This is a genomic window from Vibrio sp. YT-17 (assembly GCF_033337375.1).
Taxonomy (GTDB): Bacteria; Pseudomonadota; Gammaproteobacteria; order Enterobacterales; family Vibrionaceae; genus Vibrio; species Vibrio alginolyticus.
In genome coordinates, this window is the sequence record NZ_JAWOQP010000001.1 from 262649 (window position 1) to 284917 (window position 22269).

Below are 22269 nucleotides of genomic sequence, written 5' to 3' on the forward strand. Positions count from 1 at the left end.
AGCTTTGTGCTACACGATATAACGAGATAAATACGCTAATACGCCCACATAAATAACCAAAAGAAACGCTATCGACAGGTGCTTTTTGAGTTTACCTGCTTCTGAGAACTTCATAGCCCCTCCAAAATAACGATAACAATTTTAACAACTCATTATCATTTTGAATAGCCCTATTCGTTCAAAAACTGAGAACTCCTGTCTGGTCGCTTGGTCAGATAAGGTGTAAATTTAAACGTGCGAACCGCGCAGTTCTTGGTAGGAAAACGAATGGCAGACCCGACAAAGCAACCTGTTGTCATCGAACATCAGTCAGACACAAAAAAAAATACGCAACAAGAAAAGAAACAAGGCTACATAAAAGACAGTGCTAGTAAGGTAAAAACCATTGCCCAAATACACGGTCTTGACGCCTTACTGCAAACCGAACCGCCAGCCAAATCTGCGTTTGAAAGAGCCCAATTGCGAGAGCAAAGACGCCAAGAACAGCGACAAAAAAACTTAGAACAGATTTTAAAATTAGCGCACAGTTCATGCCGAGATGAGACAGCGGGAGAGCCAGACCAAGATTGGTTGCATCGATTTTTTGAGATGGCTCAAGACATCCATAACAGCGCGATGCAAAAGCTATGGGCTCAAGTGATGAAGCGTGAAGTGACCAATCCGGGTTCAACATCCATGAAAGCGTTGAAAACCCTCAAAGATATGTCACCAAAGGAAGCACAAACTCTGCAAAGAGCCGCCTCTTTAGCGTGCAGTTTTGGAGGGGATCACAGCAGAAAACTGCTGATTGGTTACAAAGCGCAAGGAGGCATATTTAGCTTCGGCAAGCGAGACGTCGCCAACAGCCTAAATATGGGAAGTTTTCAACTGCCGTATTCAAGCTTGTTGCTCTTAATTGAATTAGGGCTGCTGCACAGTGCCGAACTTGAATCTGGCGAAATTAGTATCGAGACACCGTTGGTCCTCACCTACCAAGGTAAAAACTTGTCGCTGAACGTAAACAGTAAAGGTGTCCGCCTTTTATATTACCGCTTCACACCCACAGGCAATGAGCTCTGTACCTTGCTCGGAAACAAACCACATGCCGAATACTACGATCAAATGCTTGCACTGTTAAATCATAGATTTAGTGTCCATAGTGAAGCTAAAAGTACGGTTCATCATACTGTCTAGCCAGTTGGAGAAGCATTTGACCACCTATGATCCAAATACTTCTCCAGCCGCTCAAAGAGCTTTAGGTCACCTATGATCTAAATGCTTTTTTATCGGATCACACCGCGTTGTTTAAGATCGATTAAGCACAAATCCACCAACTCCTCGACACTCTTTTCTCCTGCGGGCAAATCGATTTCAGGGTTCTCTGGCGCTTGATATTCCGAATCAATACCAGTGAAATTAGGAATCTCTCCCGCACGGGCTTTACGGTATAAACCCTTAGGATCTCGACCTTCGCAAACCTCTAGAGATGCATTGACATACACTTCAATAAACTCGCCTTCTGGCAATAAATCGCGCACTAACTTCCGCTCTGCACGATGCGGTGAAATAAACGCCGACAGAACAATTAAACCCGCATCTGCCATCAACTTCGCCAGTTCACCAATGCGACGAATGTTCTCGCGACGGTCCTGTTCAGAAAAACCTAAATCGCTACACAAACCATGCCGTACATTGTCACCATCCAATAAATAGGTGTGGTAACCCAATGCTGCAAGGCGATTTTCCAACGCCCCTGCTACGGTTGATTTACCCGCTCCAGATAAACCAGTGAACCACAATACGGCAGGTTTTTGCTTCTTTAATTCAGCACGAAACTGTTTATCAACCGAATGCTGGTGCCAAACAATGTTTTCATCTTTTACCGTCGTTTCGGCAGTCATAACGTATCCTTGTAAATATCGGAATTAAAACGGGAAAAAGACCGGGATCAAAGTAAGTACTAATACAGAGTACACAATCGAAATTGGCACTCCAATTCTCACGTAGTCGGTCAATTTGTAATTTCCTACGCTGTACACCAGCAGGTTAGTTTGGTAACCGTAGGGAGAGATAAAGCTCGCACTCGCGCCGAACAAAACCGCCATGATGAATGGCATCGGATCCACGCCATAACCCACCGCCATGCTATAGCCGATAGGAAAAGAAAGCGCAGCCGCGGCATTGTTTGTCACCAATTCAGTGAGTACCAATGTCATGATATAAGTCGCCACCAAGGCACCAAATACTCCCCAGCCATTAAACGCTTCAATAAACATCACTCCCATTCTTTCTGACAATCCAGAAGAGATCATCAGTTGAGCAATAGACAAAGCGGAACCGACAATCACGACGATATCGATCGGAAAACGGCGGCGCAGTTCTGAAATCTGCACAATACCAAACGCAATAAGCGCGATAAGGTACGCAGCTAGACCTTTAATAATCGGTACTAACTCTAATAGAGCACATCCAATTACGGCTGCAAAGCCCAGTAATACAATAGAAGACTTATTCGTATCAAGCCGAGCGCTAGAGTCCAAGTCATGCACTAAAACAAACTCTTTACGATGAGCTCGGCGTTCAGACTCAAAACGCTTTCCTGGAACCAGAACTAACGTGTCTCCTGGCGCTAAGGCAATACTACCCAAGCCACCTTCTAGGCGTTCGTGGCCTCGGCGAATCGCCACAACAACGGCATCGAATCGGTCGCGGAATCGGCTCTCTTTGAGGGTTTTGTAGCAAAATGTCGCCGACGAGCTCACCACAACTTCGATAAAGTTTTGCCCATTTAAGTGCTGCTGACCAAACAACTTGAGGCCCGGAATTTCTTGCAGGGTCGCGACGCTCTCAACATCGCCACAAAATAACAGGCGGTCTTTTGCATTGAGCACAAAATCCGGTCCCACAGAAGAAACAGTAACACCATCGCGCACCACTTCTGCAAGAAACAGTTTGCGCAGCGCACGTAAATTATTCTCGCTGATCGTACGCCCAACTAGCGGTGAGCCTGGCTCAACGCGAGACTCAAGAAAGTAAGGTAAATCTTCTTGATTTTGATCATCATAATTCGGTAGCAAGTAGCTCAGTGGGATAAGAATCAGCATCCCTCCCACCAGCACAGCCAAACCTATCATCGTAGGTGTAAAAAAGCTCAGGCTCGGTAAGCCTGCGTCTTCGACAAAGCTGTTGATGATTAAGTTAGTCGACGTACCAATCAAAGTTAACGTGCCACCAAAAATGGCGGCATAAGACAAGGGAATAAGTAATTTCGAAGGTGCATGCTGCTGATTACGCTTAATCGCCCCAATCAATGAGACAACCACAGCGGTATTATTCGTAAATGAAGAGAGCAAGGCTGTCGATACACCGAGCTTAGCAATCACGCTGCCTAACTGGCCCTCAGAGATACTTCGGCTCACCCAACTGATCAGCAGTGTTTTTTCTAGAGCACAGGATGCAAGAATCAATAGAACCAGGGTTAACAATGAAGAGTTGGTAAAATTGGATGCGATAGTGGCTGAATCCATCATCCCAGCCATGAATGCAATAAAAGCGGCACCCGCAAAGACATAACTAGGCTTAATTTTCGTGACAAGCAAGCAAGTGATAATGCCAAGCAAAATCGCTAACACAAACCCTTGTTCCCACATAGCCTTTCCTTACCAAATAGCCCTAAAGGGCACAACAACGACTCATTTATCCATGAATCACCGACAAACGAGCAAACAGACAAAAATCAGCGCAAGCGAAAAGAACATCAGAATGCTCGGTTTCTTGGGCTCCACCGAAGCACTCTGGTATTAGGAGAATACCTAACGACATTTCGCAATTCAGTTAGGTAGCGACACCCCAAGTACAACAGCAAACAGTGCCTGAAATTATCGTACTTGGGTGAGCCAGTTACTTTTTCAGAAACTGGCTGACGTCTTTTGCTTCCCAGTGTGGGAAGTGTTTACGGACAAGCGCATTAAGCTCAACTTCAAACGCAGAGATGTCCGTCAAATCGCGCTCAACCACGGCGAGGCTCTCTTTAACCATGCCAGCACCAACCGTCACGTTTGTCAGACGATCGATAATGATAAAGCCACCGGTATCTGCACAGTCTTGATAATTGTCCAGCGCGACTGACTCATTAAGAGACCATTCACACAAACCAATACCATTCAATGGCAGCTCTGCCGAGCTATGAGTCGAGAGATTATTAATGTCATATTGATGACGAATCGCTTCAACATGACCTACGGTTTTCTTACCTGCGATTTTGATGTCATAGTCACGACCCGGTTGCAGGGGTTGCTCTGTCATCCACACCACATCGGCAAGCAAATGGTTTGTGGTTTCCACTTGAGCATTATCTAGAACAATCAAATCGCCACGGCTAATATCGATCTCATCGCTTAGCGTCAGAGTGACAGCTAATCCGGCACGAGCTTCTTCGATATCACCATCAAAGGTCACAATACGTGCCACAGTTGACGTTTTACCCGATGGCAATGCTTTAATGGCATCACCGACTTTGATCGAACCAGAAGAAATGGTCCCCGCAAAACCACGGAAATCGAGGTTAGGACGATTAACGTATTGCACAGGGAAGCGGAATTCACCCGCGCCTTTTTCTTGATCCACATCGACCGTTTCAAGAAGCTCAAGCAGTGATGGGCCTTTAAACCAAGTCAGGTTTTGGCCTTTATCCACCACATTGTCCCCTTCAAGCGCTGAGATCGGGATGATTTGAATATCAATATCCCCTGTCAGATTCTCAGAGAACTTCAGATACTCATCGCGGATCTCTTCAAAGCGCTCTTGGGAGTAATCCACTAAGTCCATCTTGTTGATCGCCACAACAAAGTGCTTCAAACCCAACAGGTTGGAAATGAAAGAGTGACGACGAGTTTGATCGAGAATGCCCTTACGTGCATCAACCAGAATCACAGCTAAGTCACATGTCGATGCGCCTGTAGCCATGTTACGTGTGTACTGCTCGTGTCCAGGAGTATCTGCAATGATGAATTTACGTTTCTGCGTCGAGAAATAGCGGTAAGCCACATCAATCGTGATCCCCTGCTCTCGCTCAGCTTGTAAGCCATCGACCAACAACGCAAGGTCGGGCTTTTCACCCGTGGTACCCACACGTTGGCTGTCTGAATGCACTGCCGCTAGCTGATCTTCATAAATTTGTTTTGAGTCATGGAGTAAGCGACCGATTAATGTACTTTTACCGTCATCCACCGAGCCACAAGTCAAGAATCTAAGTAACGACTTGTACTGGTGTTGTGTTAAATAGCCTTCGATACCAAGCTCGGCTAATTGAGCTTCAACTGCACTGTTCATTATCTTTCCTTAGATCCTTTAGAAGTAACCTTGACGTTTCTTAAGCTCCATCGATCCTGACTGATCGTGGTCGATCGCTCGGCCTTGGCGCTCACTCGACGTTGCCACCAGCATCTCTTCGATAATGCCAGTTAAAGTGTTTGCTTCAGACTCGATGGCCCCGGTCAATGGATAACAACCAAGGGTACGGAAGCGCACACTCTTCTCTTCAATCACTTCACCCGGTTGAAGCTCCATACGATCATCATCAACCATGATCAGCATGCCATCGCGTTCAACAACTGGGCGTTTGTCCGCGAGGTAAAGCGGCACGATCTCGATGTTTTCTAAATAGATGTATTGCCAGATATCAAGCTCAGTCCAGTTAGACAGCGGGAATACACGAATGCTCTCACCCTTATTGACCTGGCCGTTGTACGTCTTCCATAGCTCAGGACGTTGGTTTTTAGGATCCCATGTATGGTTCTTATCGCGGAATGAATACACGCGCTCTTTCGCCCGTGATTTCTCTTCGTCGCGGCGCGCACCACCAAAGGCCGCATCAAAACCGTACTTGTTCAGCGCTTGTTTTAAGCCTTGAGTCTTCATGATGTCAGTGTGCTTAGAAGAACCATGAACAAACGGACTACAGCCCATGGCTAGACCTTCTGGATTCTTATGTACCAAAAGCTCAAAACCGTATTTGGCCGCGGTGCGATCACGAAATTCAATCATCTCGCGGAACTTCCAATCGGTGTCGACATGCAGCAATGGAAATGGAATCTTACCTGGGTAAAAAGCTTTACGCGCTAGGTGCAGCATCACTGATGAGTCTTTACCAATCGAATACATCATGACTGGGTTATCAAACTCAGCCGCAACTTCGCGGATAATATGGATACTCTCCGCTTCGAGTTGTTTAAGGTGAGTTAAACGTTGTTGGTCCATGTTTTGTATTTCCTTTTTAAGCTTGAAGGCGCATTACGTCTCTAATCTTTGGTCTGAAATTATATGGAGTTGGCAATAGCACTTTTGTTGAATTCAGTACTAGACAAAAACCAGTCTAACTTTTGAGACAGTCGCACTACCTCTCCGACAACAATCAAAGATGGCGATTGTGCTTCCTTCGATAAATCAGAGAGTTGGGAGAGTTCTCCCGTAAATACTTTTTGTTGAATCTGCGTGCCACGCTCAATAATGGCAATCGGAGTCGACGCTGAACGGCCATGCTTAATGAGTTGATTCTGAATATAGTGTGATTTCATCAGCCCCATGTAGATCACTAAAGTCTGATTCCCACGCGCCAACGTGGACCAATCCATCTCATCACTTTCTTCTTTCAAGTGGCCAGTCACAAAGATGGCCGATTGCGCATAATCACGATGAGTCAGTGGAATACCAGCATAAGCGGTTGCGCCAGCTGCTGCGGTAATGCCAGGGACAACTTGAAAACGAACGCCGGCATCAGCAAGCACTTCTAACTCTTCACCACCACGACCAAATACAAACGGATCCCCACCTTTAATGCGCACTACTTTGTAGCCCTGCTTGGCAAAATCCACCAAAAGCTGATTCGTCTTCTCCTGCGGCACACTGTGATGCCCAGCTCGCTTCCCAACGCACACCAAAATCGTATCGCTTGGAATCAATGCCATGATTTCTTCAGACACCAAGTAGTCGTACAAAACCACGTCAGCTTGCTGCAAGCAGTTCAGTGCTTTCACCGTCAGAAGTTCAGGATCGCCTGGTCCTGCACCTACTAAGGCGACTTCACCAGGCTGTAGCGATTGCTTTGCAAAACGAGTAACACCAGCGACTGGGTTGTCAGAAACTAACCGGGGCTTTGGTTTAGGAAAAGAAGTGACTGAATCGTTCGTTGCCATGTGCTTGCTCATCGTCCATTGATATCGTCATGCAAGCATTATGGCGGGGCGTTTATATTACCTGAAATTCTAAAATTTCATTTTTTATTCAAAAATCTGCTAAGAAGTTTTTGTTTGGTCTCATTCAAAAGCGTGAAAAAGTCGGCGGTTAATATGAATAAGGTTCAGTAAACTGATTAATGTTCACAGTTTTCTGTATCTTTATCATCGAGTTGCATCTGTGTTTGATACATTACGCAGTGCGATTTCCCCTTATCATTGAATTGGAGCACCAAATGAAAGTGGCAGTTCATCCTATATCCCTCGCAGTATTAAGTGGCATGCTAACGCTTGCTGGCCCAACAATGGCCGATACCATCAAGCTTCGTATTATCGAAACCACCGACATTCACACCAACGTGATGGATTACGATTACTACAAAGACCAACCATCACAGCAAATCGGTTTAAGTCGCGCAGCGACAATAGTGAAACAAGCTAAGTCCGAGACAGAAAACACGGTACTAGTAGATAACGGTGATTTAATTCAGGGCAGCCCAATGGGCGATTACATGGCGGCGAAAGGGATTAACGCTGGCGAAATCCACCCGGTATACAAAGCGATGAACCAGTTGGATTACGATGTGGGTAACATTGGTAACCACGAATTCAACTACGGCCTTGAGTTCCTGAAAAACTCTATCGACGGTGCGAACTTCCCTTATGTTAGTGCTAACGTTTTCGACAAGAAGACAGGCGAGCACTACTTCAAACCTTATCTAATTAAAACGCACACGTTCAAAGACACTGATGGTCAAAGCCACGAAATCAAAGTGGGTTACATCGGCTTCGTCCCGCCACAAATCATGGTATGGGATAAGAAGAATCTAGAAGGAAAAGTCTTCGCTGAAGACATCACTGAGACAGCGAAAAAGCTGGTTCCTCAGATGAAGAAAGAAGGCGCAGACGTTATTGTGGCGATTCCACACTCAGGCATTTCTACTGATCCATACAAACTAGGCGCTGAAAACTCTGTTTACTACCTCACAGAAGTTGAAGGTATTGATGCGATTGCTTTTGGCCACTCTCACGCCGTCTTCCCAGGGAAAGACTTCGCAAACCTACCTGGTGTTGATATAGATAAAGGGACCATCAATGGTGTAACGTCCGTGATGCCGGGCCGCTGGGGAAGTCACGTAGGTGTGATGGATTTGATGCTGAAAGAGAAAGACGGCAGATGGCAAGTCGTCGAAGGCCAAGCAGAAGCACGCCCTATCTTCGATAAAGTAAATAAGAAGTCATTAGCTAAAGCCGATGCAGATATTGTGAAAGCGTTAGAAGAAGATCACAAAGGCACTCGTGAATTTGTAAACCAACCAATCGGCAAAGCAAATGATGTCATGTACAGCTTCTTGGCATTAGTGCAGGACGACCCCACCATTCAAATCGTTAACCTTGCTCAGAAAGACTACGTAGAACGCTTTATTCAAGGCGACCCAGACCTTTCTGACATTCCAGTACTGAGTGCGGCAGCACCATTTAAAGTCGGCGGTCGTAAGAACGATCCGAATAACTTTACAGAAGTAGAATCCGGTCAGCTCACCTTCCGTAATGCGGCCGATCTTTACTTATATCCAAACACCTTGGTTGCGATGAAAGTGAAAGGTAAAGAAGTTCGCGAATGGCTAGAGTGCAGTGCGGGTCAATTCAACCACATCGACATCAACAATCCTAAACCGCAATCTTTGATTGATTGGGATAATTTCCGTACGTACAACTTCGATGTTATTGATGGGGTTAACTACCAAATCGACGTTACCCAACCGCCGAAGTACGATGCGGATTGTAAAGTGATTAATCCAGATTCTCAGCGCATTGTGAATCTGACGTTCAATGGTAAGCCTGTCAATCCGAAGCAAGATTTCATCATCGCAACCAATAACTACCGTGCTTATAGCAATACTTTCCCTGGTACAGGCCCAGATTTCATTGCATTTGACGCACCAGATGAAAACCGCTCTGTCGTCGCCACTTATATTTCTCGCGTGAGTGAAGAAAAAGGAGAAGTGACACCAAGCGCTGACAACAACTGGTCTTTCGCACCGATTAAGTCCGATAACAAGCTAGATATTCGTTTCGAAACCTCCCCTAGCGATAAAGCGGCGCAGTTCATCAAAGAGAAAGGACAATACCCAATGAAACGCGTGTCAACAGACGACATTGGTTTCGCAATTTATCAAATCGATCTGAATAAATAAGGTTGATTTGACAGCAACACTAAGCGGCTCTCATGAGCCGCTTTTTTGTTATCAATAAAACCCGTTAAAATAAAGAAAACCGTTTCCGAGTTATCACATGCACATCGATCTTTTTTCAGACTTAGTCAATCATGGCTTTTTAGAGACAGAAGCAAACCAACTTATTGAAAATGGTGAGTTGCTCGAACTGCCTACACGCCACATTCTTAATCACCAAGGGGAGTTGAGCTCACACCTTTACTTCATCATTGAGGGGTTATGCCACGCAAGCTATCTCACGGAGCACGGCAAAGAATTCAGTAAAGAATTTTACTGGGAGAAGGACTGGGTTATCGGGTTTGAGAGCATAATAAAGGACCAACCTTCGCCTTACTTATTGGAAACGCTGAGCGCTTGTCAGCTATTTTGCTTGCCAATTGAAACGTTGCATCACTGGCGAGCAGAAAAGCACGCCATTTACTTAAAGCTACTCGAAAACCAACTGGTTAATAAAGAGAATAAAGAACGCTTTATGTTGCTCTACTCTCCAGAGGAACGATATCAATTATTTTGCGCTCATTACCCAGATTTAAAGCAACGTATTACCGATAGTCAAATTGCGGCCTACCTGGGCATTACGCCAATCAGTTTGAGTCGAATCAAAGCACGCTTAACCAAAGATCACACTCTCAAATAAACTCAAAAAAGAAAAAAGCTCTTCAAACGAAGAGCTTTTTCTCTGCTATTTGAGCTATTTAAGAATTCGCGCCCGGAATTGGCGCCCTTTCATCTTGCCGTTACTAATGGTTTGTAGAGCCTTTTTAGCCACAGACTTTTCGACGGCAACATAAGCGCGCACAGGGAATAGGTGAATCTTTCCGACTTGAGAGCCTGGAATACCATTTTTTCCTGTCAAACAACCTAAAATATCACCCGGTCGTACTTTCTGTTTCTTACCGCCATCAATGTTAATCGTCACCATTTTCGCTTGGTATGGCTGCTGATTTGATTTGGCAGGCAATGTTGCTGGTACCACGTCCATCTCTAGGTATTCTTCAATACGAGCTACACGTAAACCGTCTTTCTCACCAAAAAAGCTAAACGCTAAACCTTTACTACCCGCACGACCTGTACGACCAATACGGTGCACATGAACCTCAGGATCGCGTGATAGCTCAAAGTTAAAGACAGCATCAAGATTATCAACGTCTAAGCCACGCGCCGCAACGTCTGTTGCAACAAGGATAGACACACTCTTGTTAGCAAACTGCACCAATGCTTGGTCGCGTTCACGCTGCTCTAAGTCCCCATGGATATCGATAACGCTGAATCCTTTGTGATGCAACTCATCTGCGACACTTTGCACTTCTTTTTTGGTATTACAAAAAACCACCGCGGACTCTGGCTGGTGAGTCAGCAGCAAATTCGCCAACGCTTCATCACGTGCTTCCGAGCCTTCAACTTTATAGAAGTACTGCGCAATGCTTGAGGTATCATGCGTCGATTCCACCTTAATCACTTCCGGTGTCTGCATTATACGCTGCGCAATTTGCTCAATTTTCTCTGGAAAAGTAGCACTGAAAAGTAGAGTTTGGCGCTGCTTTGGCGCTGCATCGATGATTGCATCTAATGCGTCTTGGAAACCCATGTCCAACATGCGATCAGCTTCATCTAGCACCAAGGTATTCAGTTCGCTAAGATCAATTCGGCCTTTCTCAAGGTGATCCAAAATACGACCAGGAGTACCAACTAGGATATGCGCACCATGCTCTAACGAACCAATTTGTGGCCCCATTGGCATCCCACCGCAGAGAGTAAGCACTTTAATATTATGAATGCCGCGACCTAAAGTACGAATTTCCTTCGCTACTTGATCTGCAAGCTCACGTGTTGGACACAATACTAATGACTGGACACGAAAGCGTTTGACGTTGAGGTTCGATAAAACCCCTAAACCAAATGCAGCGGTTTTACCTGAGCCCGTTTTACCCTGCCCGATGACATCACGATGTTTTAGGATTGCAGGCAAGCTCAAAGCTTGAATTGGCGTCATGTGGGTATAGTTCAGGGAATCAAGTGTGGCGAGTAACGCTGGGTTCAGCCCAACTTGATCGAATGTTTGTTTGCTCACGGGGATATCCTCAGGTGAGATGGAAAGAGGGCACATTATCACCAGGTTTGGTGGGAAAACCAGTGCTAATTAACCTTTGTTAATGAGTATGAGCTCAAAACAAAGTAAAGTCAGTCACTCTATTCTCATTACGGATAACAACATGCTCACTTGGATTACTTTGCCCTTTGCTCAGCTAACAACCACACAGCTGTATGAAATGATGAAATTGCGTGTGGATGTATTCGTTGTTGAACAAACCTGCCCTTACCCTGAACTTGATGGTAAGGACACACTGGAAGGCGTTTATCATCTAATAGGCTATCACGGTGATGAACTGGTTGCTTGCGCAAGATTACTGCCCGCAGGCACTACGTATGACAATGTGAGTATTGGTCGAGTGGTGACAAAGCAGACCGCGCGAGGCGGTGGCTTAGGTCATAAGTTATTGGACAAGGCCTTGGCACAATGCGAAACATTATGGCCAGGACAGACAATAGATATAGGTGCTCAAGAACACCTCATCCAGTTTTATGCTAGTCATGGATTCAAGGTTATCTCAGAGTGCTATCTTGAAGATGGTATCCCTCATGTGGATATGCGGAAAGAATCCGTAGCGCTATAAGTTTCAATTCGATTGGTTACTATGAAAACTAATCGAATTAAAAAACTAACTAAAAAGACGCGATATATTCGCGTCTTTTCATTTGAAGCGTTTACTTGTTACGCCCAAAGGTCCCATCCGACAAACGGAAAAACATAACGGACCGCCCGCTTTTTTCCAGCTGTAGCATATCTAACTCGCCTTCGTCACTAAGCTTAAAGCGAATCAACTGTCCCTGCTTTATTTGGCTTAGCGGCTTATCACTGCCTTCTATTTTGACCAGAGCGCTAAGATCCGCCATAGAGAGCTGATTACTTCTGAAAACCTGCGCTAATGTATCACCATTTTTAACCGTGTACTCTTTCCAATCTTCAGATTTCGGTCCAGAGTTCTGAGAGGTTCTCTGCTGGCTTAAACTCTGCGCGTTCAGCTCAATCGCTACGCGTGGATGATCGACCTCAGTCTGCTCAACTGGTTGATCTGTTTTATTTGGCAAAGGAATAACAAGGAGTACCAGAATCAATGGCACTAAGACCATCAAAGCACGCTGATGAAATTTAGGCAGACGCAACCAAAACTGCTTAACAGGCTGTATACGCTCCAACCATTGCTCTTTGTTGAACGGCTGCTTCCAGTCGATAGCAGCGAATTTTTGTTTAACCAATTCGACATAGTCGACTTGCTGCTTTTTCTTTCTGCGACGATTCATTGTAATGAGTCCCTTAATACTTCTACGGTCAGTATAAAAATACCGACGCGGAGAGTATATGTTTTTCACCAAACTAAAATGGAATTGGGATTAAATTAGCAGAAATTTCACTTGGAGTAAGAGATAAGTCACAACCTGGCCGCCTCAATTAAGCATTCAGTCGCAATCATTTAAACCTAAGCTCGAAACTGATATCCTGTTACCTTTATCACTTCTAATAAGAGCGACATTCATGTCTGAAATTAAATTTGAAACTGCAGAACAAAAAGCAAGCTACGGCATTGGTCTGCAAATGGGTCAGCAACTTGCAGGCTCTGGTCTTGAAGGTCTTAGCGTTGATGCTATCGCAGCAGGTATTGCAACAGCACTAACTGGTGACATGCCATCAATCGAAATTGATGAAATCAACAAAGCACTACAAGAACTTCACACTCGTGCAGAAACAGCTCGCCAAGAAGCAGCAAAAATTGCGGCAGCAGAAGGCGAAGCGTTCCTAAAAGACAACGCTCTACGACCTGAAGTTAACGTTCTAGACTCTGGTCTTCAGTACGAAATCATTTCTGAAGGTACTGGTGCAGTTCCTACAGCAGAAAGCTCAGTTCGCGTTCACTACCACGGTGAGCTAACTGACGGTACTGTATTCGATAGCTCTGTATCTCGCGGTCAACCTGCTGAATTCCCTGTTACAGGTGTAATCAAAGGTTGGGTAGAGGCACTACAACTAATGCCTGTTGGCTCTAAGTGGAAGCTATACGTACCACAAGATCTTGCGTACGGTGAGCGTGGCGCTGGTGCGGCTATCCCTCCATTTGCAGCTTTAGTTTTCGAAGTAGAACTATTAGATATTATCTAATTGAAACCATTTTCAATTATGATTAAATAAAACGGCGCACTAGCGCCGTTTTTTTGTCTAAACTGAATAGACTTTCTCACCTCTGAACCTTTCACTCTGATAGCCTTTAAAAATAAAATCACTTTTAAAAAACGCTCAACCTTTGGAGGTACTATGCGTAAAACACTCCTAACTCTAGCACTCCTATCAATCAACATTGGTAGTGCGCACGCATTCTTAGATTCAGTCACTCAAAAAAGTAAAGAAAGTGGCCTGATGGACATGGTCGGCAGCAGCTTGAACACCGAGTCGTCTCCATTAACAGACATGCTAACTAGCCAATTACCAGTATCCACTGAGCAAGCAGCCGGAGGCAGTGGTGCACTACTCGCTTTGGCTCAAAGCCAGCTTTCGCAAGAAAATAGTAGTGAGTTACAGTCTTTGATTCCTGGACTTTCAAACTTGCAAGGAGCACAAAGCTTACTAGGAAATATTGAGAATATCAGTGCAGTAAAAAGTGCATTCGATACGTTAGGTTTAGACCCATCTATGATCAGTCAGTTTGCTCCAGTAATCTTGGATTACTTGAACAAGCAAGGCGCTAGCGAAGGGCTTCTAAGTTCGTTGGGCGGGTTGTGGAATACTAGTAAATAAGCGCAAGTGATAGTCACTTTTTAAATTGCCAGTCTGCATGGGTTGAAATAAATGCAGGCTGGATATAAAGGTTTACTGAATTACAGATACAAAAAAGCCGAGCTAATGCTCGGCTTTCTCGTTCTTACGAACTGATTACTCAGCAGCTTCTTCAGCAGCTGGGCGATCTACAAGCTCAATGTAAGCCATTGGAGCTTTATCACCAGCACGGAAGCCAGCTTTTAGGATACGAGTGTAACCGCCCTGACGAGCAGCAAAACGTGGACCTAGTTCGTTAAATAGTTTTGCAACTACTTCGTTGTCACGAGTACGTGCAAATGCTAGACGACGGTTAGCAACACTGTCAGTCTTAGCTAGTGTAATCAAAGGCTCAACTACGCGACGTAGCTCTTTTGCTTTTGGCAAAGTAGTCTTGATAACTTCATGACGTACTAGAGAGCTAGCCATGTTGCTGAACATCGCTTTGCGATGTGAGCTGTTGCGGTTGAGTTGACGACCACTCTTACGATGGCGCATGACCTAATCCTTCTAACTAGTATCGATTAATCTTCAGCGATTGATGCAGGTGGCCAGTTTTCTAGGCGCATGCCCAGAGACAGACCACGTGACGCAAGTACGTCTTTAATCTCAGTAAGAGATTTTTTACCAAGGTTAGGCGTTTTAAGTAGCTCAACCTCAGTACGTTGTACTAGATCACCGATGTAGTGAATCGCTTCTGCTTTCAAACAGTTAGCAGAGCGAACTGTTAGTTCAAGATCGTCTACAGGACGCAGTAGGATCGGATCGAATTCTGGCTTCTCTTCCTTCTCCTCAGGAACTCGTACATCACGAAGATCTACGAATGCATCCAATTGTTCAGCTAGGATTGTAGCTGCACGACGGATTGCTTCCTCAGGTTCTAGAGTACCGTTTGTTTCCATATCGATAACAAGCTTGTCTAGATCAGTACGCTGTTCTACACGAGCTGCTTCTACAGCGTAGGCAATTTTGTCTACTGGGCTGTAAGTAGCATCTACTAGTAGGCGACCGATAGGACGCTCGTCTTCTTCGTTATGGATACGCGCAGAAGCTGGAACATAACCACGACCACGTTCAACTTTGATACGCATTGCGATCTCAGCGTTGTCATCCGTCAGGTGACAAATTACGTGTTCAGGGTTAGCGATCTCTACATCACCATCATGGGTGATGTCACCTGCAACCACAGGGCCCGAGCCTGATTTGTTCAAAGTAATGAACACTTCATCTTTGCCTTCGGCAACGCGCACAGCCAAACCTTTAAGGTTTAGAAGAATTTCAAGAATATCTTCTTGAACGCCTTCTTTCGTGCTGTACTCATGAAGTACGCCTTCAATTTCTACTTCTGTTACAGCACAACCTGGCATAGAAGATAGAAGGATGCGGCGAAGTGCATTACCCAGAGTATGACCAAAGCCACGCTCTAATGGCTCAAGAGTTACTTTTGCGTGAGTCGAGCTGATTTGTTCGATGTCAACTAGACGTGGCTTAAGAAATTCTGTTACAGAACCCTGCATTGTGTCCTCTCTTTAGTTTAAACCTTACTTAGAGTAAAGCTCGACGATCAATTGTTCGTTGATGTCAGCTGATAGATCAGAACGTTCAGGCATACGCTTGAATGTACCTTCCATCTTGCCACCATCTACTTCAATCCAAGTTGGTTTTTCACGTTGTTCAGCAACTTCTAGAGCTGCTTTGATACGAGCTTGCTGTTTAGCTTTCTCGCGAATAGAAACAACGTCATTAGCCGCTACTTTGAAAGAAGGAACGTTTACAACTTTACCGTTTACTAGGATAGCTTTGTGGCTAACTAGCTGACGTGCTTCTGCGCGAGTTGCGCCAAAGCCCATGCGGTAAACTACGTTATCAAGACGACCTTCAAGAAGCTGAAGTAGGTTTTCACCAGTGTTGCCTTTTAGGCGAGCAGCTTCTTTGTAGTAGTTACGGAATTGTTTTTCTAGAACGCCGTACATACGACGTACTTTTTGCTTCTCACGAAGCTGAACGCCATACTCAGATAGACGACCGCGACGAGCGCCGTGTACACCTGGTGCGTTATCAATTTTACACTTGGTATCGATCGCGCGAACACCAGACTTAAGGAATAAGTCAGTGCCTTCACGACGGCTAAGCTTCAGCTTAGGACCCAAATATCTTGCCATGATTCTTCTCCAATTGTCCTAGAAACGTTATACGCGACGTTTCTTAGGTGGACGACAACCGTTATGAGGGATTGGTGTAGCATCAACGATGTTTGTGATGCGGAAACCAGCGGCGTTTAGTGCACGAACAGTAGATTCGCGACCTGGACCAGGACCCTTAACCATAACTTCCAAGTTCTTTAGGCCGTATTCTTTAGCCATTTCAGCACAACGCTCAGCAGCAACCTGTGCAGCGAACGGAGTAGACTTACGAGAACCACGGAAACCAGAACCACCTGCAGTAGCCCATGCAAGAGCGTTACCTTGACGGTCAGTAATGGTTACGATTGTGTTATTGAAAGAAGCATGGATGTGCGCAACGCCATCTGCAACTTGCTTGCGTACGCGCTTACGAGCGCGAGTTGGTTGTTTAGCCATTGTACTCTACCTTCCCGATTATTTCTTGATCGGCTTACGCGGACCCTTACGGGTGCGAGCGTTGGTTTTAGTACGCTGTCCACGTAGTGGTAGACTGCGACGATGACGAAGACCACGGTAACAGCCAAGGTCCATAAGACGCTTGATGTTCATAGATACTTCACGACGTAGATCACCTTCTACAGTGTACTTAGCTACACCATCACGCAGTTGATCGATCTGCTCTTCAGTTAGTTCACTGATCTTAACATTTTCAGCAATACCCACTTCAGCTAGGATAGCTTGAGAGCGAGTTTTACCGATGCCGTAGATCGCTGTTAGAGCGATTACTGCATGTTTCTGATCAGGAATGTTAATGCCTGCTATACGGGCCATTATTCACTCCTAAGTGTTTCTATAAAAGAATTAGCCGCAGCAAAGCCCGTTATGGATACGCTGCGGAATACTACTTCTTTTGCACGCAAAAGGTAGGCCGAGGAATATACTCGACCCAACCTTCATTTTCAAGTAAAAATTTCTGCTAATTAGCCTTGGCGCTGTTTGTGCTTTGGCTCACTGCAAATCACGCGAACGACACCGTTACGCTTGATTACTTTACAGTTACGGCAGATTTTTTTAACGGAAGCACGAACTTTCATTGCTAAACTCCGTAAATGAAACTGAGTCTACCGCCGGATTAACGGCCGTAGCCTTTCAGATTCGCTTTCTTCAACACAGAATCATACTGTTGAGACATCAGATGAGTCTGTACCTGTGCCATAAAGTCCATAATTACAACAACTACGATTAGTAGCGATGTACCGCCGAAGTAGAAACGTACGTTCCACGCGACCATCATGAACTCGGGAATCAGACAGATAAAGGTAATGTACAGTGCACCAGCAAGGGTTAAACGTGTCATTACTTTATCAATGTATTTCGCTGTCTGCTCACCTGGGCGGATACCGGGTACGAATGCACCAGACTTCTTCAAGTTATCTGCTGTTTCACGCGGGTTGAAAACCAACGCCGTGTAGAAGAAACAGAAGAAGATAATTGCTGCTGCATAAAGCATTACATACAACGGTTGACCTGGGCTAAGAGCCAAAGACACGTCAGTTAACCAACCGAACGCGCTGCTCTCACCGTTTTGACCAAACCACTGAGCCAATGTTCCTGGGAACAAGATAATACTTGATGCAAAAATCGCTGGAATTACACCTGCCATGTTAATTTTAAGAGGCAAGTGCGAGCTTTGCGCAGCAAATACTTTACGACCTTGTTGACGTTTCGCATAGTTAACGACGATTCGGCGTTGACCACGTTCCATGAAAACAACGAAGTAAATTACTGCAAAAGCTAATACCGCGATTAGCAACAGAAGAAGTACATGCAATTCACCTTGACGCGCTTGCTCGATTGTTTGACCGATTGCAGAAGGCAATCCAGCAACAATACCTGCAAAAATCAGTATCGAAATACCGTTACCAATTCCGCGCTCTGTAATTTGTTCACCTAACCACATCAAGAACATGGTACCGGTTACTAAACTTACGGTAGCAATTAGCGTAAACATGGTTTGGTTGATAACAACCAGATTGTCGACCATGTTTGGTAGGCCAGTTGCAATACCTATAGCTTGGAAGGTTGCAAGTACAAGCGTGCCGTAGCGTGTGTATTGGCTTATCTTACGACGGCCTGCTTCACCCTCTTTTTTGAGTTCAGCTAACGCTGGATGAACTACAGTTAGCAATTGGACAACAATAGATGCCGAAATATACGGCATGATGCCCAATGCTAATATAGATGCACGCTCAAGAGCACCACCGGAGAACATGTTAAACATTTCAACGATGGTACCTTTTTGCTGTTCGAACAAATCGGCAAGTACAGCAGCGTCAATACCAGGAATCGGCACAAAAGAGCCGGCTCGGAATACTAAAAGTGCACCAATTACGAATAACAAGCGCGACTTTAGTTCACTTAAGCCGCTCTGAGCACTACGAAAATCTTGTCCTGGTTTCTTAGCCATCTGTACCTCGTTCCTCGAGATTATTCCTCGATTTTACCGCCTGCAGCTTCGATTGCAGCTTTAGCGCCTTTAGTCACACGTAGACCTTTAACAGTCACTGCTTTGTTGATTTCACCAGAAAGAACAACTTTTACAAATTCGATGTTCTTAGTGATGATGTTAGCAGCTTTAAGACTGTTTAGATCAACTACGTCACCAGAAACTTTCGCTAGCTCAGCTAGACGAACTTCAGCAGACACTAGGCTCTTACGAGAAGTGAAACCGAATTTTGGTAGACGTTGTTTCAGAGGCATCTGACCGCCTTCGAAACCTGGACGAACACTGCCGCCAGAACGTGATTTTTGACCTTTGTGACCACGGCCACCAGTTTTACCTAGGCCTGAACCGATACCACGACCTACTCGCTTCGCAGAAGTTTTCGCGCCAGCAGCCGGTGCTAGAGTATTCAAACGCATTCTGATTACTCCTCAACTTTAACCATGTAGTAAACCTTGTTGATCATACCGCGAATACACGGAGTATCTTCAAGTTCTACTGTGTGGTTGATTTTACGAAGACCTAGACCGCGCAAAGTAGCTTTGTGCTTTGGCAGACGACCAATTGAGCTTTTAGTTTGAGTTACTTTAATAGTTGCCATGGTGTTCTTACTCCGAAATAGATTCAACAGTTAGACCACGTTTAGCAGCAACCATTTCTGGTGACTTCATGCTACCTAGTGCATCGATCGTTGCACGAACGATGTTGATAGGGTTCGTAGAACCGTACGCTTTAGATAGTACGTTGTGTACACCAGCAACTTCTAGTACTGCACGCATCGCACCACCTGCGATAACACCAGTACCTTCTGCAGCAGGCTGCATGTAAACTTTAGAGCCCGAATGGCGACCTTTCACTGGGTGGTGAAGAGTGCCTTCGTTTAGAGCGATCGTAGTCATGTTACGACGCGCTTTTTCCATTGCTTTTTGAATCGCTGCAGGTACTTCACGAGCTTTGCCGTAACCGAAACCTACACGACCGTTACCGTCACCAACTACTGTTAGTGCAGTGAAGCTCATGATTCGACCACCTTTAACCGTTTTAGAAACACGGTTAACTGCGATTAGCTTTTCTTGCAAATCATTCGCTTGAACTTGTTGTTCTTTAGCCATCTTCCAACCCTACCTTAGAATTTCAGACCAGCTTCGCGAGCAGATTCTGCTAGCGCCGCTACTCGACCGTGGTATTGGAAACCAGAACGATCAAATGCAACTGCAGTTACGCCCTTCTCTAGAGCGCGCTCAGCAATAGCTTTACCCACTGCTTTAGCTGCATCAACGTTACCAGTGTATTTCACTTGCTCACGGATCGCTTTTTCTACAGTAGAAGCTGCTGCGATAACCTCAGAGCCGTTAGCCGCGATAACCTGTGCGTACACGTGACGAGGAGTACGGTGTACAACTAGGCGAGTCGCACCCAGTTCTGCAATCTTACGACGTGCACGTGTAGCACGACGGATGCGAGATGCTTTCTTATCCATAGTGTTACCTTACTTCTTCTTAGCTTCTTTAGTACGCACATTTTCATCTGCGTAACGAACACCTTTGCCTTTGTATGGCTCAGGCTCACGGTAAGAACGAATGTCAGCCGCAACTTGACCAACTAGTTGCTTGTCAGCACCAGTGATCACGATTTCAGTTTGGCTTGGACATTCAGCTTTAATACCCGCTGGCAACTCGTGCTCAACTGGGTGTGAGAAGCCTAGTGTTAGACCTACAGCGTTGCCTTTGATAGCAGCACGGTAACCTACACCTTTAAGAGTTAGCTTCTTAGTAAAGCCTTCAGTAACACCAACAACCATGTTGTTAACTAGAGCGCGAGCAGTACCTGCTTGAGCCCATGCGTTAGCAACACCTTCTTTAGGACCGAAAGTCAGGTTATTTTCTTCCTGAGCGATTACAACTGCGTTGTTAAGAACGCGAGTTAGTTCGCCTTTCGCACCTTTTACAGTGATTTCTTGGCCGTTTAGTTTCACCTCTACGCCAGCTGGAATAGCGACAGGTGCTTTTGCAACACGAGACATAGTCTACTCCTTATTAAGCTACGTAAGCGATGATTTCACCACCAAGACCTGCTTTACGTGCAGCGCGGTCTGACATAAGACCCTTGGAAGTAGAAACGATAGCAATACCAAGACCACCCATTACAGAAGGAAGTTCATCTTTCTTCTTGTAAACACGTAGACCTGGACGAGAAACACGTTTAAGTTGCTCGATTACTGGTTTAGCTTGGAAGTACTTAAGTGTAACTTCTAGCTCAGGTTTTGCTTCGCCTTCAACAGCGAAGTCAACGATGTAACCTTCAGCTTTTAGTAGTGCAGCAATTGCAACTTTAAGCTTTGAAGAAGGCATTTTTACAGCAACTTTGTTTGCTGCCTGACCGTTACGAACGCGGGTCAGCATATCCGAAATCGGATCTTGCATGCTCATATGATTTACTCCAAATGATTAAGTGGCAATTACCAGCTAGCCTTACGAAGACCCGGAATCTCGCCTTTCATGCAAGCTTCACGAACCTTAATACGGCTTAGACCGAACTTACGTAGGTAACCGTGTGGACGACCAGTTTGGTTGCAACGGTTGCGCTGACGTGATGCACTTGAATCACGTGGAAGAGATTGCAGTGTAAGAACCGCGTTCCAACGATCTTCTTCAGATGCGTTTACATCGCTGATGATAGCTTTTAGCGCTGCACGCTTTTCAGCGAACTTAGCTACTAGCTTCGCACGTTTTGCTTCACGTGCTTTCATTGAATTTTTAGCCATAACAGTAACCCTTCACCTTACTTACGGAATGGGAAGTTAAAGGCAGCCAGCAGAGCACGGCCTTCCTCATCAGTACCAGCAGACGTCGTAATAGTGATGTCTAGACCGCGTACTCGATCAACTTTATCAAAGTCGATTTCCGGGAAGATGATTTGCTCGCGAACGCCCATGCTGTAGTTACCGCGACCGTCAAAAGACTTAGCGCTAACACCACGGAAGTCACGTACACGTGGAAGAGCGATGTTAATTAAACGCTCAAGAAAATCCCACATACGTTCGCCACGCAAGGTTACTTTACAACCGATAGGGTAGCCTTCACGGATTTTGAAACCTGCAACAGATTTGCGCGCTTTTGTGATAAGTGGCTTTTGACCAGAGATCGTTGCCATATCAGACGCTGCATTTTCTAGCAGTTTCTTATCGTTGATTGCTTCACCAACACCCATGTTTAGGGTGATTTTCTCGATTCTAGGGACTTGCATGACGCTTGTGTAACCGAACTGTTTGGTCAGTTCAGCGACTACAGACGACTTGTAGTAATCATGCAGTTTCGCCATAGTAGAA

28 protein-coding genes are annotated in these 22269 nt (G+C 45.3%); 6 read left to right on the forward strand and 22 right to left on the reverse strand.

Features of this window, described 5'->3' with window-relative positions; translation table 11 throughout:
• Positions 1 to 267 precede the first annotated feature (267 nt).
• Complete coding sequence (locus tag R7F67_RS01125) at positions 268 to 1173, forward strand: TIGR03899 family protein (RefSeq protein ID WP_005379599.1); 906 nt, start codon at positions 268 to 270, stop codon at positions 1171 to 1173.
• Positions 1174 to 1262: 89 nt separating this feature from the next.
• Here the strand turns inward: R7F67_RS01125 and cysC are convergent, their stop codons facing one another.
• From cysC to cobA, 5 genes are all read right to left on the reverse strand, one after another.
• A complete protein-coding gene (gene cysC, locus R7F67_RS01130) occupies positions 1263 to 1880 on the reverse strand; it encodes an adenylyl-sulfate kinase (protein WP_033906013.1) in 618 nt (205 codons plus the stop codon).
• Positions 1881 to 1904: 24 nt separating this feature from the next.
• Complete coding sequence (locus R7F67_RS01135) at positions 1905 to 3629, reverse strand: SLC13 family permease (protein WP_054574242.1); 1725 nt, start codon at positions 3627 to 3629, stop codon at positions 1905 to 1907.
• A 250-nt stretch (positions 3630 to 3879) separates the two neighbouring features.
• Positions 3880 to 5310 carry a sulfate adenylyltransferase subunit CysN gene (gene cysN / locus R7F67_RS01140; protein ID WP_017633444.1) on the reverse strand — a complete coding sequence of 477 codons (1431 nt, stop codon included), beginning with the start codon at positions 5308 to 5310 and terminating at the stop codon, positions 3880 to 3882.
• Positions 5311 to 5328: 18 nt separating this feature from the next.
• On the reverse strand, positions 5329 to 6237 hold the full coding sequence (cysD, locus tag R7F67_RS01145; RefSeq protein ID WP_005379592.1) for a sulfate adenylyltransferase subunit CysD: 909 nt from the start codon (positions 6235 to 6237) through the stop codon (positions 5329 to 5331).
• 59 nt (positions 6238 to 6296) lie between these two features.
• On the reverse strand, positions 6297 to 7172 hold the full coding sequence (cobA, locus tag R7F67_RS01150) for a uroporphyrinogen-III C-methyltransferase (RefSeq protein WP_031780800.1): 876 nt from the start codon (positions 7170 to 7172) through the stop codon (positions 6297 to 6299).
• Positions 7173 to 7447: 275 nt separating this feature from the next.
• On the opposite strand from cobA, the gene cpdB reads away from it, so the two are divergent.
• Both cpdB and R7F67_RS01160 read left to right on the forward strand, forming a co-directional pair.
• On the forward strand, positions 7448 to 9409 hold the full coding sequence (cpdB, locus tag R7F67_RS01155; RefSeq protein ID WP_047101902.1) for a 2',3'-cyclic-nucleotide 2'-phosphodiesterase: 1962 nt from the start codon (positions 7448 to 7450) through the stop codon (positions 9407 to 9409).
• 97 nt (positions 9410 to 9506) lie between these two features.
• Complete coding sequence (locus R7F67_RS01160; protein ID WP_005379584.1) at positions 9507 to 10085, forward strand: Crp/Fnr family transcriptional regulator; 579 nt, start codon at positions 9507 to 9509, stop codon at positions 10083 to 10085.
• Positions 10086 to 10139: 54 nt separating this feature from the next.
• Here R7F67_RS01160 and dbpA read toward each other — a convergent pair whose 3' ends face one another.
• Positions 10140 to 11519 (reverse strand): ATP-dependent RNA helicase DbpA, encoded by a 1380-nt coding sequence (gene dbpA / locus R7F67_RS01165; RefSeq protein WP_005379583.1) that lies wholly within the window; start codon positions 11517 to 11519, stop codon positions 10140 to 10142.
• A 142-nt stretch (positions 11520 to 11661) separates the two neighbouring features.
• On the opposite strand from dbpA, the gene R7F67_RS01170 reads away from it, so the two are divergent.
• Positions 11662 to 12123, forward strand: coding sequence for a GNAT family N-acetyltransferase (locus R7F67_RS01170; RefSeq protein WP_017820295.1), 462 nt, complete (start codon positions 11662 to 11664; stop codon positions 12121 to 12123).
• Between the two features lie 91 nt (positions 12124 to 12214).
• Here R7F67_RS01170 and R7F67_RS01175 read toward each other — a convergent pair whose 3' ends face one another.
• Entirely contained in the window at positions 12215 to 12811 is a 597-nt protein-coding gene (locus tag R7F67_RS01175) for a LysM-like peptidoglycan-binding domain-containing protein (RefSeq protein ID WP_213889136.1), read from the reverse strand.
• A gap of 232 nt (positions 12812 to 13043) precedes the next feature.
• On the opposite strand from R7F67_RS01175, the gene R7F67_RS01180 reads away from it, so the two are divergent.
• Both R7F67_RS01180 and R7F67_RS01185 read left to right on the forward strand, forming a co-directional pair.
• Complete coding sequence (locus tag R7F67_RS01180; protein WP_005383137.1) at positions 13044 to 13664, forward strand: FKBP-type peptidyl-prolyl cis-trans isomerase; 621 nt, start codon at positions 13044 to 13046, stop codon at positions 13662 to 13664.
• A 153-nt stretch (positions 13665 to 13817) separates the two neighbouring features.
• Positions 13818 to 14297 carry a DUF2780 domain-containing protein gene (locus R7F67_RS01185; RefSeq protein WP_017820297.1) on the forward strand — a complete coding sequence of 160 codons (480 nt, stop codon included), beginning with the start codon at positions 13818 to 13820 and terminating at the stop codon, positions 14295 to 14297.
• Positions 14298 to 14432: 135 nt separating this feature from the next.
• Here the strand turns inward: R7F67_RS01185 and rplQ are convergent, their stop codons facing one another.
• The 15 genes from rplQ to rplE form a co-directional block, all read right to left on the reverse strand.
• A complete protein-coding gene (gene rplQ, locus R7F67_RS01190; protein WP_005383141.1) occupies positions 14433 to 14813 on the reverse strand; it encodes a 50S ribosomal protein L17 in 381 nt (126 codons plus the stop codon).
• A gap of 26 nt (positions 14814 to 14839) precedes the next feature.
• A complete protein-coding gene (locus R7F67_RS01195; RefSeq protein WP_005383143.1) occupies positions 14840 to 15832 on the reverse strand; it encodes a DNA-directed RNA polymerase subunit alpha in 993 nt (330 codons plus the stop codon).
• Between the two features lie 24 nt (positions 15833 to 15856).
• Entirely contained in the window at positions 15857 to 16477 is a 621-nt protein-coding gene (gene rpsD, locus R7F67_RS01200) for a 30S ribosomal protein S4 (protein ID WP_005383146.1), read from the reverse strand.
• Positions 16478 to 16504: 27 nt separating this feature from the next.
• Positions 16505 to 16894, reverse strand: a complete 390-nt coding sequence (gene rpsK, locus R7F67_RS01205; protein ID WP_001118870.1) for a 30S ribosomal protein S11 — start codon at positions 16892 to 16894, stop codon at positions 16505 to 16507.
• A gap of 18 nt (positions 16895 to 16912) precedes the next feature.
• Complete coding sequence (gene rpsM, locus R7F67_RS01210) at positions 16913 to 17269, reverse strand: 30S ribosomal protein S13 (RefSeq protein WP_005383154.1); 357 nt, start codon at positions 17267 to 17269, stop codon at positions 16913 to 16915.
• A gap of 149 nt (positions 17270 to 17418) precedes the next feature.
• On the reverse strand, positions 17419 to 17532 hold the full coding sequence (gene rpmJ / locus R7F67_RS01215) for a 50S ribosomal protein L36 (RefSeq protein WP_000868186.1): 114 nt from the start codon (positions 17530 to 17532) through the stop codon (positions 17419 to 17421).
• A gap of 38 nt (positions 17533 to 17570) precedes the next feature.
• Entirely contained in the window at positions 17571 to 18905 is a 1335-nt protein-coding gene (gene secY, locus R7F67_RS01220) for a preprotein translocase subunit SecY (protein WP_005379562.1), read from the reverse strand.
• A gap of 20 nt (positions 18906 to 18925) precedes the next feature.
• Complete coding sequence (gene rplO / locus R7F67_RS01225; protein WP_005383155.1) at positions 18926 to 19360, reverse strand: 50S ribosomal protein L15; 435 nt, start codon at positions 19358 to 19360, stop codon at positions 18926 to 18928.
• A 5-nt stretch (positions 19361 to 19365) separates the two neighbouring features.
• Complete coding sequence (rpmD, locus tag R7F67_RS01230) at positions 19366 to 19542, reverse strand: 50S ribosomal protein L30 (protein ID WP_005379565.1); 177 nt, start codon at positions 19540 to 19542, stop codon at positions 19366 to 19368.
• A gap of 7 nt (positions 19543 to 19549) precedes the next feature.
• Positions 19550 to 20053 carry a 30S ribosomal protein S5 gene (gene rpsE / locus R7F67_RS01235; protein WP_004745894.1) on the reverse strand — a complete coding sequence of 168 codons (504 nt, stop codon included), beginning with the start codon at positions 20051 to 20053 and terminating at the stop codon, positions 19550 to 19552.
• 14 nt (positions 20054 to 20067) lie between these two features.
• A complete protein-coding gene (gene rplR / locus R7F67_RS01240; RefSeq protein WP_005379568.1) occupies positions 20068 to 20421 on the reverse strand; it encodes a 50S ribosomal protein L18 in 354 nt (117 codons plus the stop codon).
• Between the two features lie 9 nt (positions 20422 to 20430).
• On the reverse strand, positions 20431 to 20964 hold the full coding sequence (rplF, locus tag R7F67_RS01245) for a 50S ribosomal protein L6 (RefSeq protein WP_005379570.1): 534 nt from the start codon (positions 20962 to 20964) through the stop codon (positions 20431 to 20433).
• A gap of 13 nt (positions 20965 to 20977) precedes the next feature.
• On the reverse strand, positions 20978 to 21370 hold the full coding sequence (gene rpsH, locus R7F67_RS01250; protein ID WP_005379572.1) for a 30S ribosomal protein S8: 393 nt from the start codon (positions 21368 to 21370) through the stop codon (positions 20978 to 20980).
• A gap of 29 nt (positions 21371 to 21399) precedes the next feature.
• Positions 21400 to 21705, reverse strand: a complete 306-nt coding sequence (gene rpsN, locus R7F67_RS01255) for a 30S ribosomal protein S14 (protein ID WP_004410442.1) — start codon at positions 21703 to 21705, stop codon at positions 21400 to 21402.
• Positions 21706 to 21722: 17 nt separating this feature from the next.
• Positions 21723 to 22262 carry a 50S ribosomal protein L5 gene (gene rplE, locus R7F67_RS01260; RefSeq protein ID WP_005379573.1) on the reverse strand — a complete coding sequence of 180 codons (540 nt, stop codon included), beginning with the start codon at positions 22260 to 22262 and terminating at the stop codon, positions 21723 to 21725.
• Between the last annotated feature and the right edge of the window lie 7 nt (positions 22263 to 22269).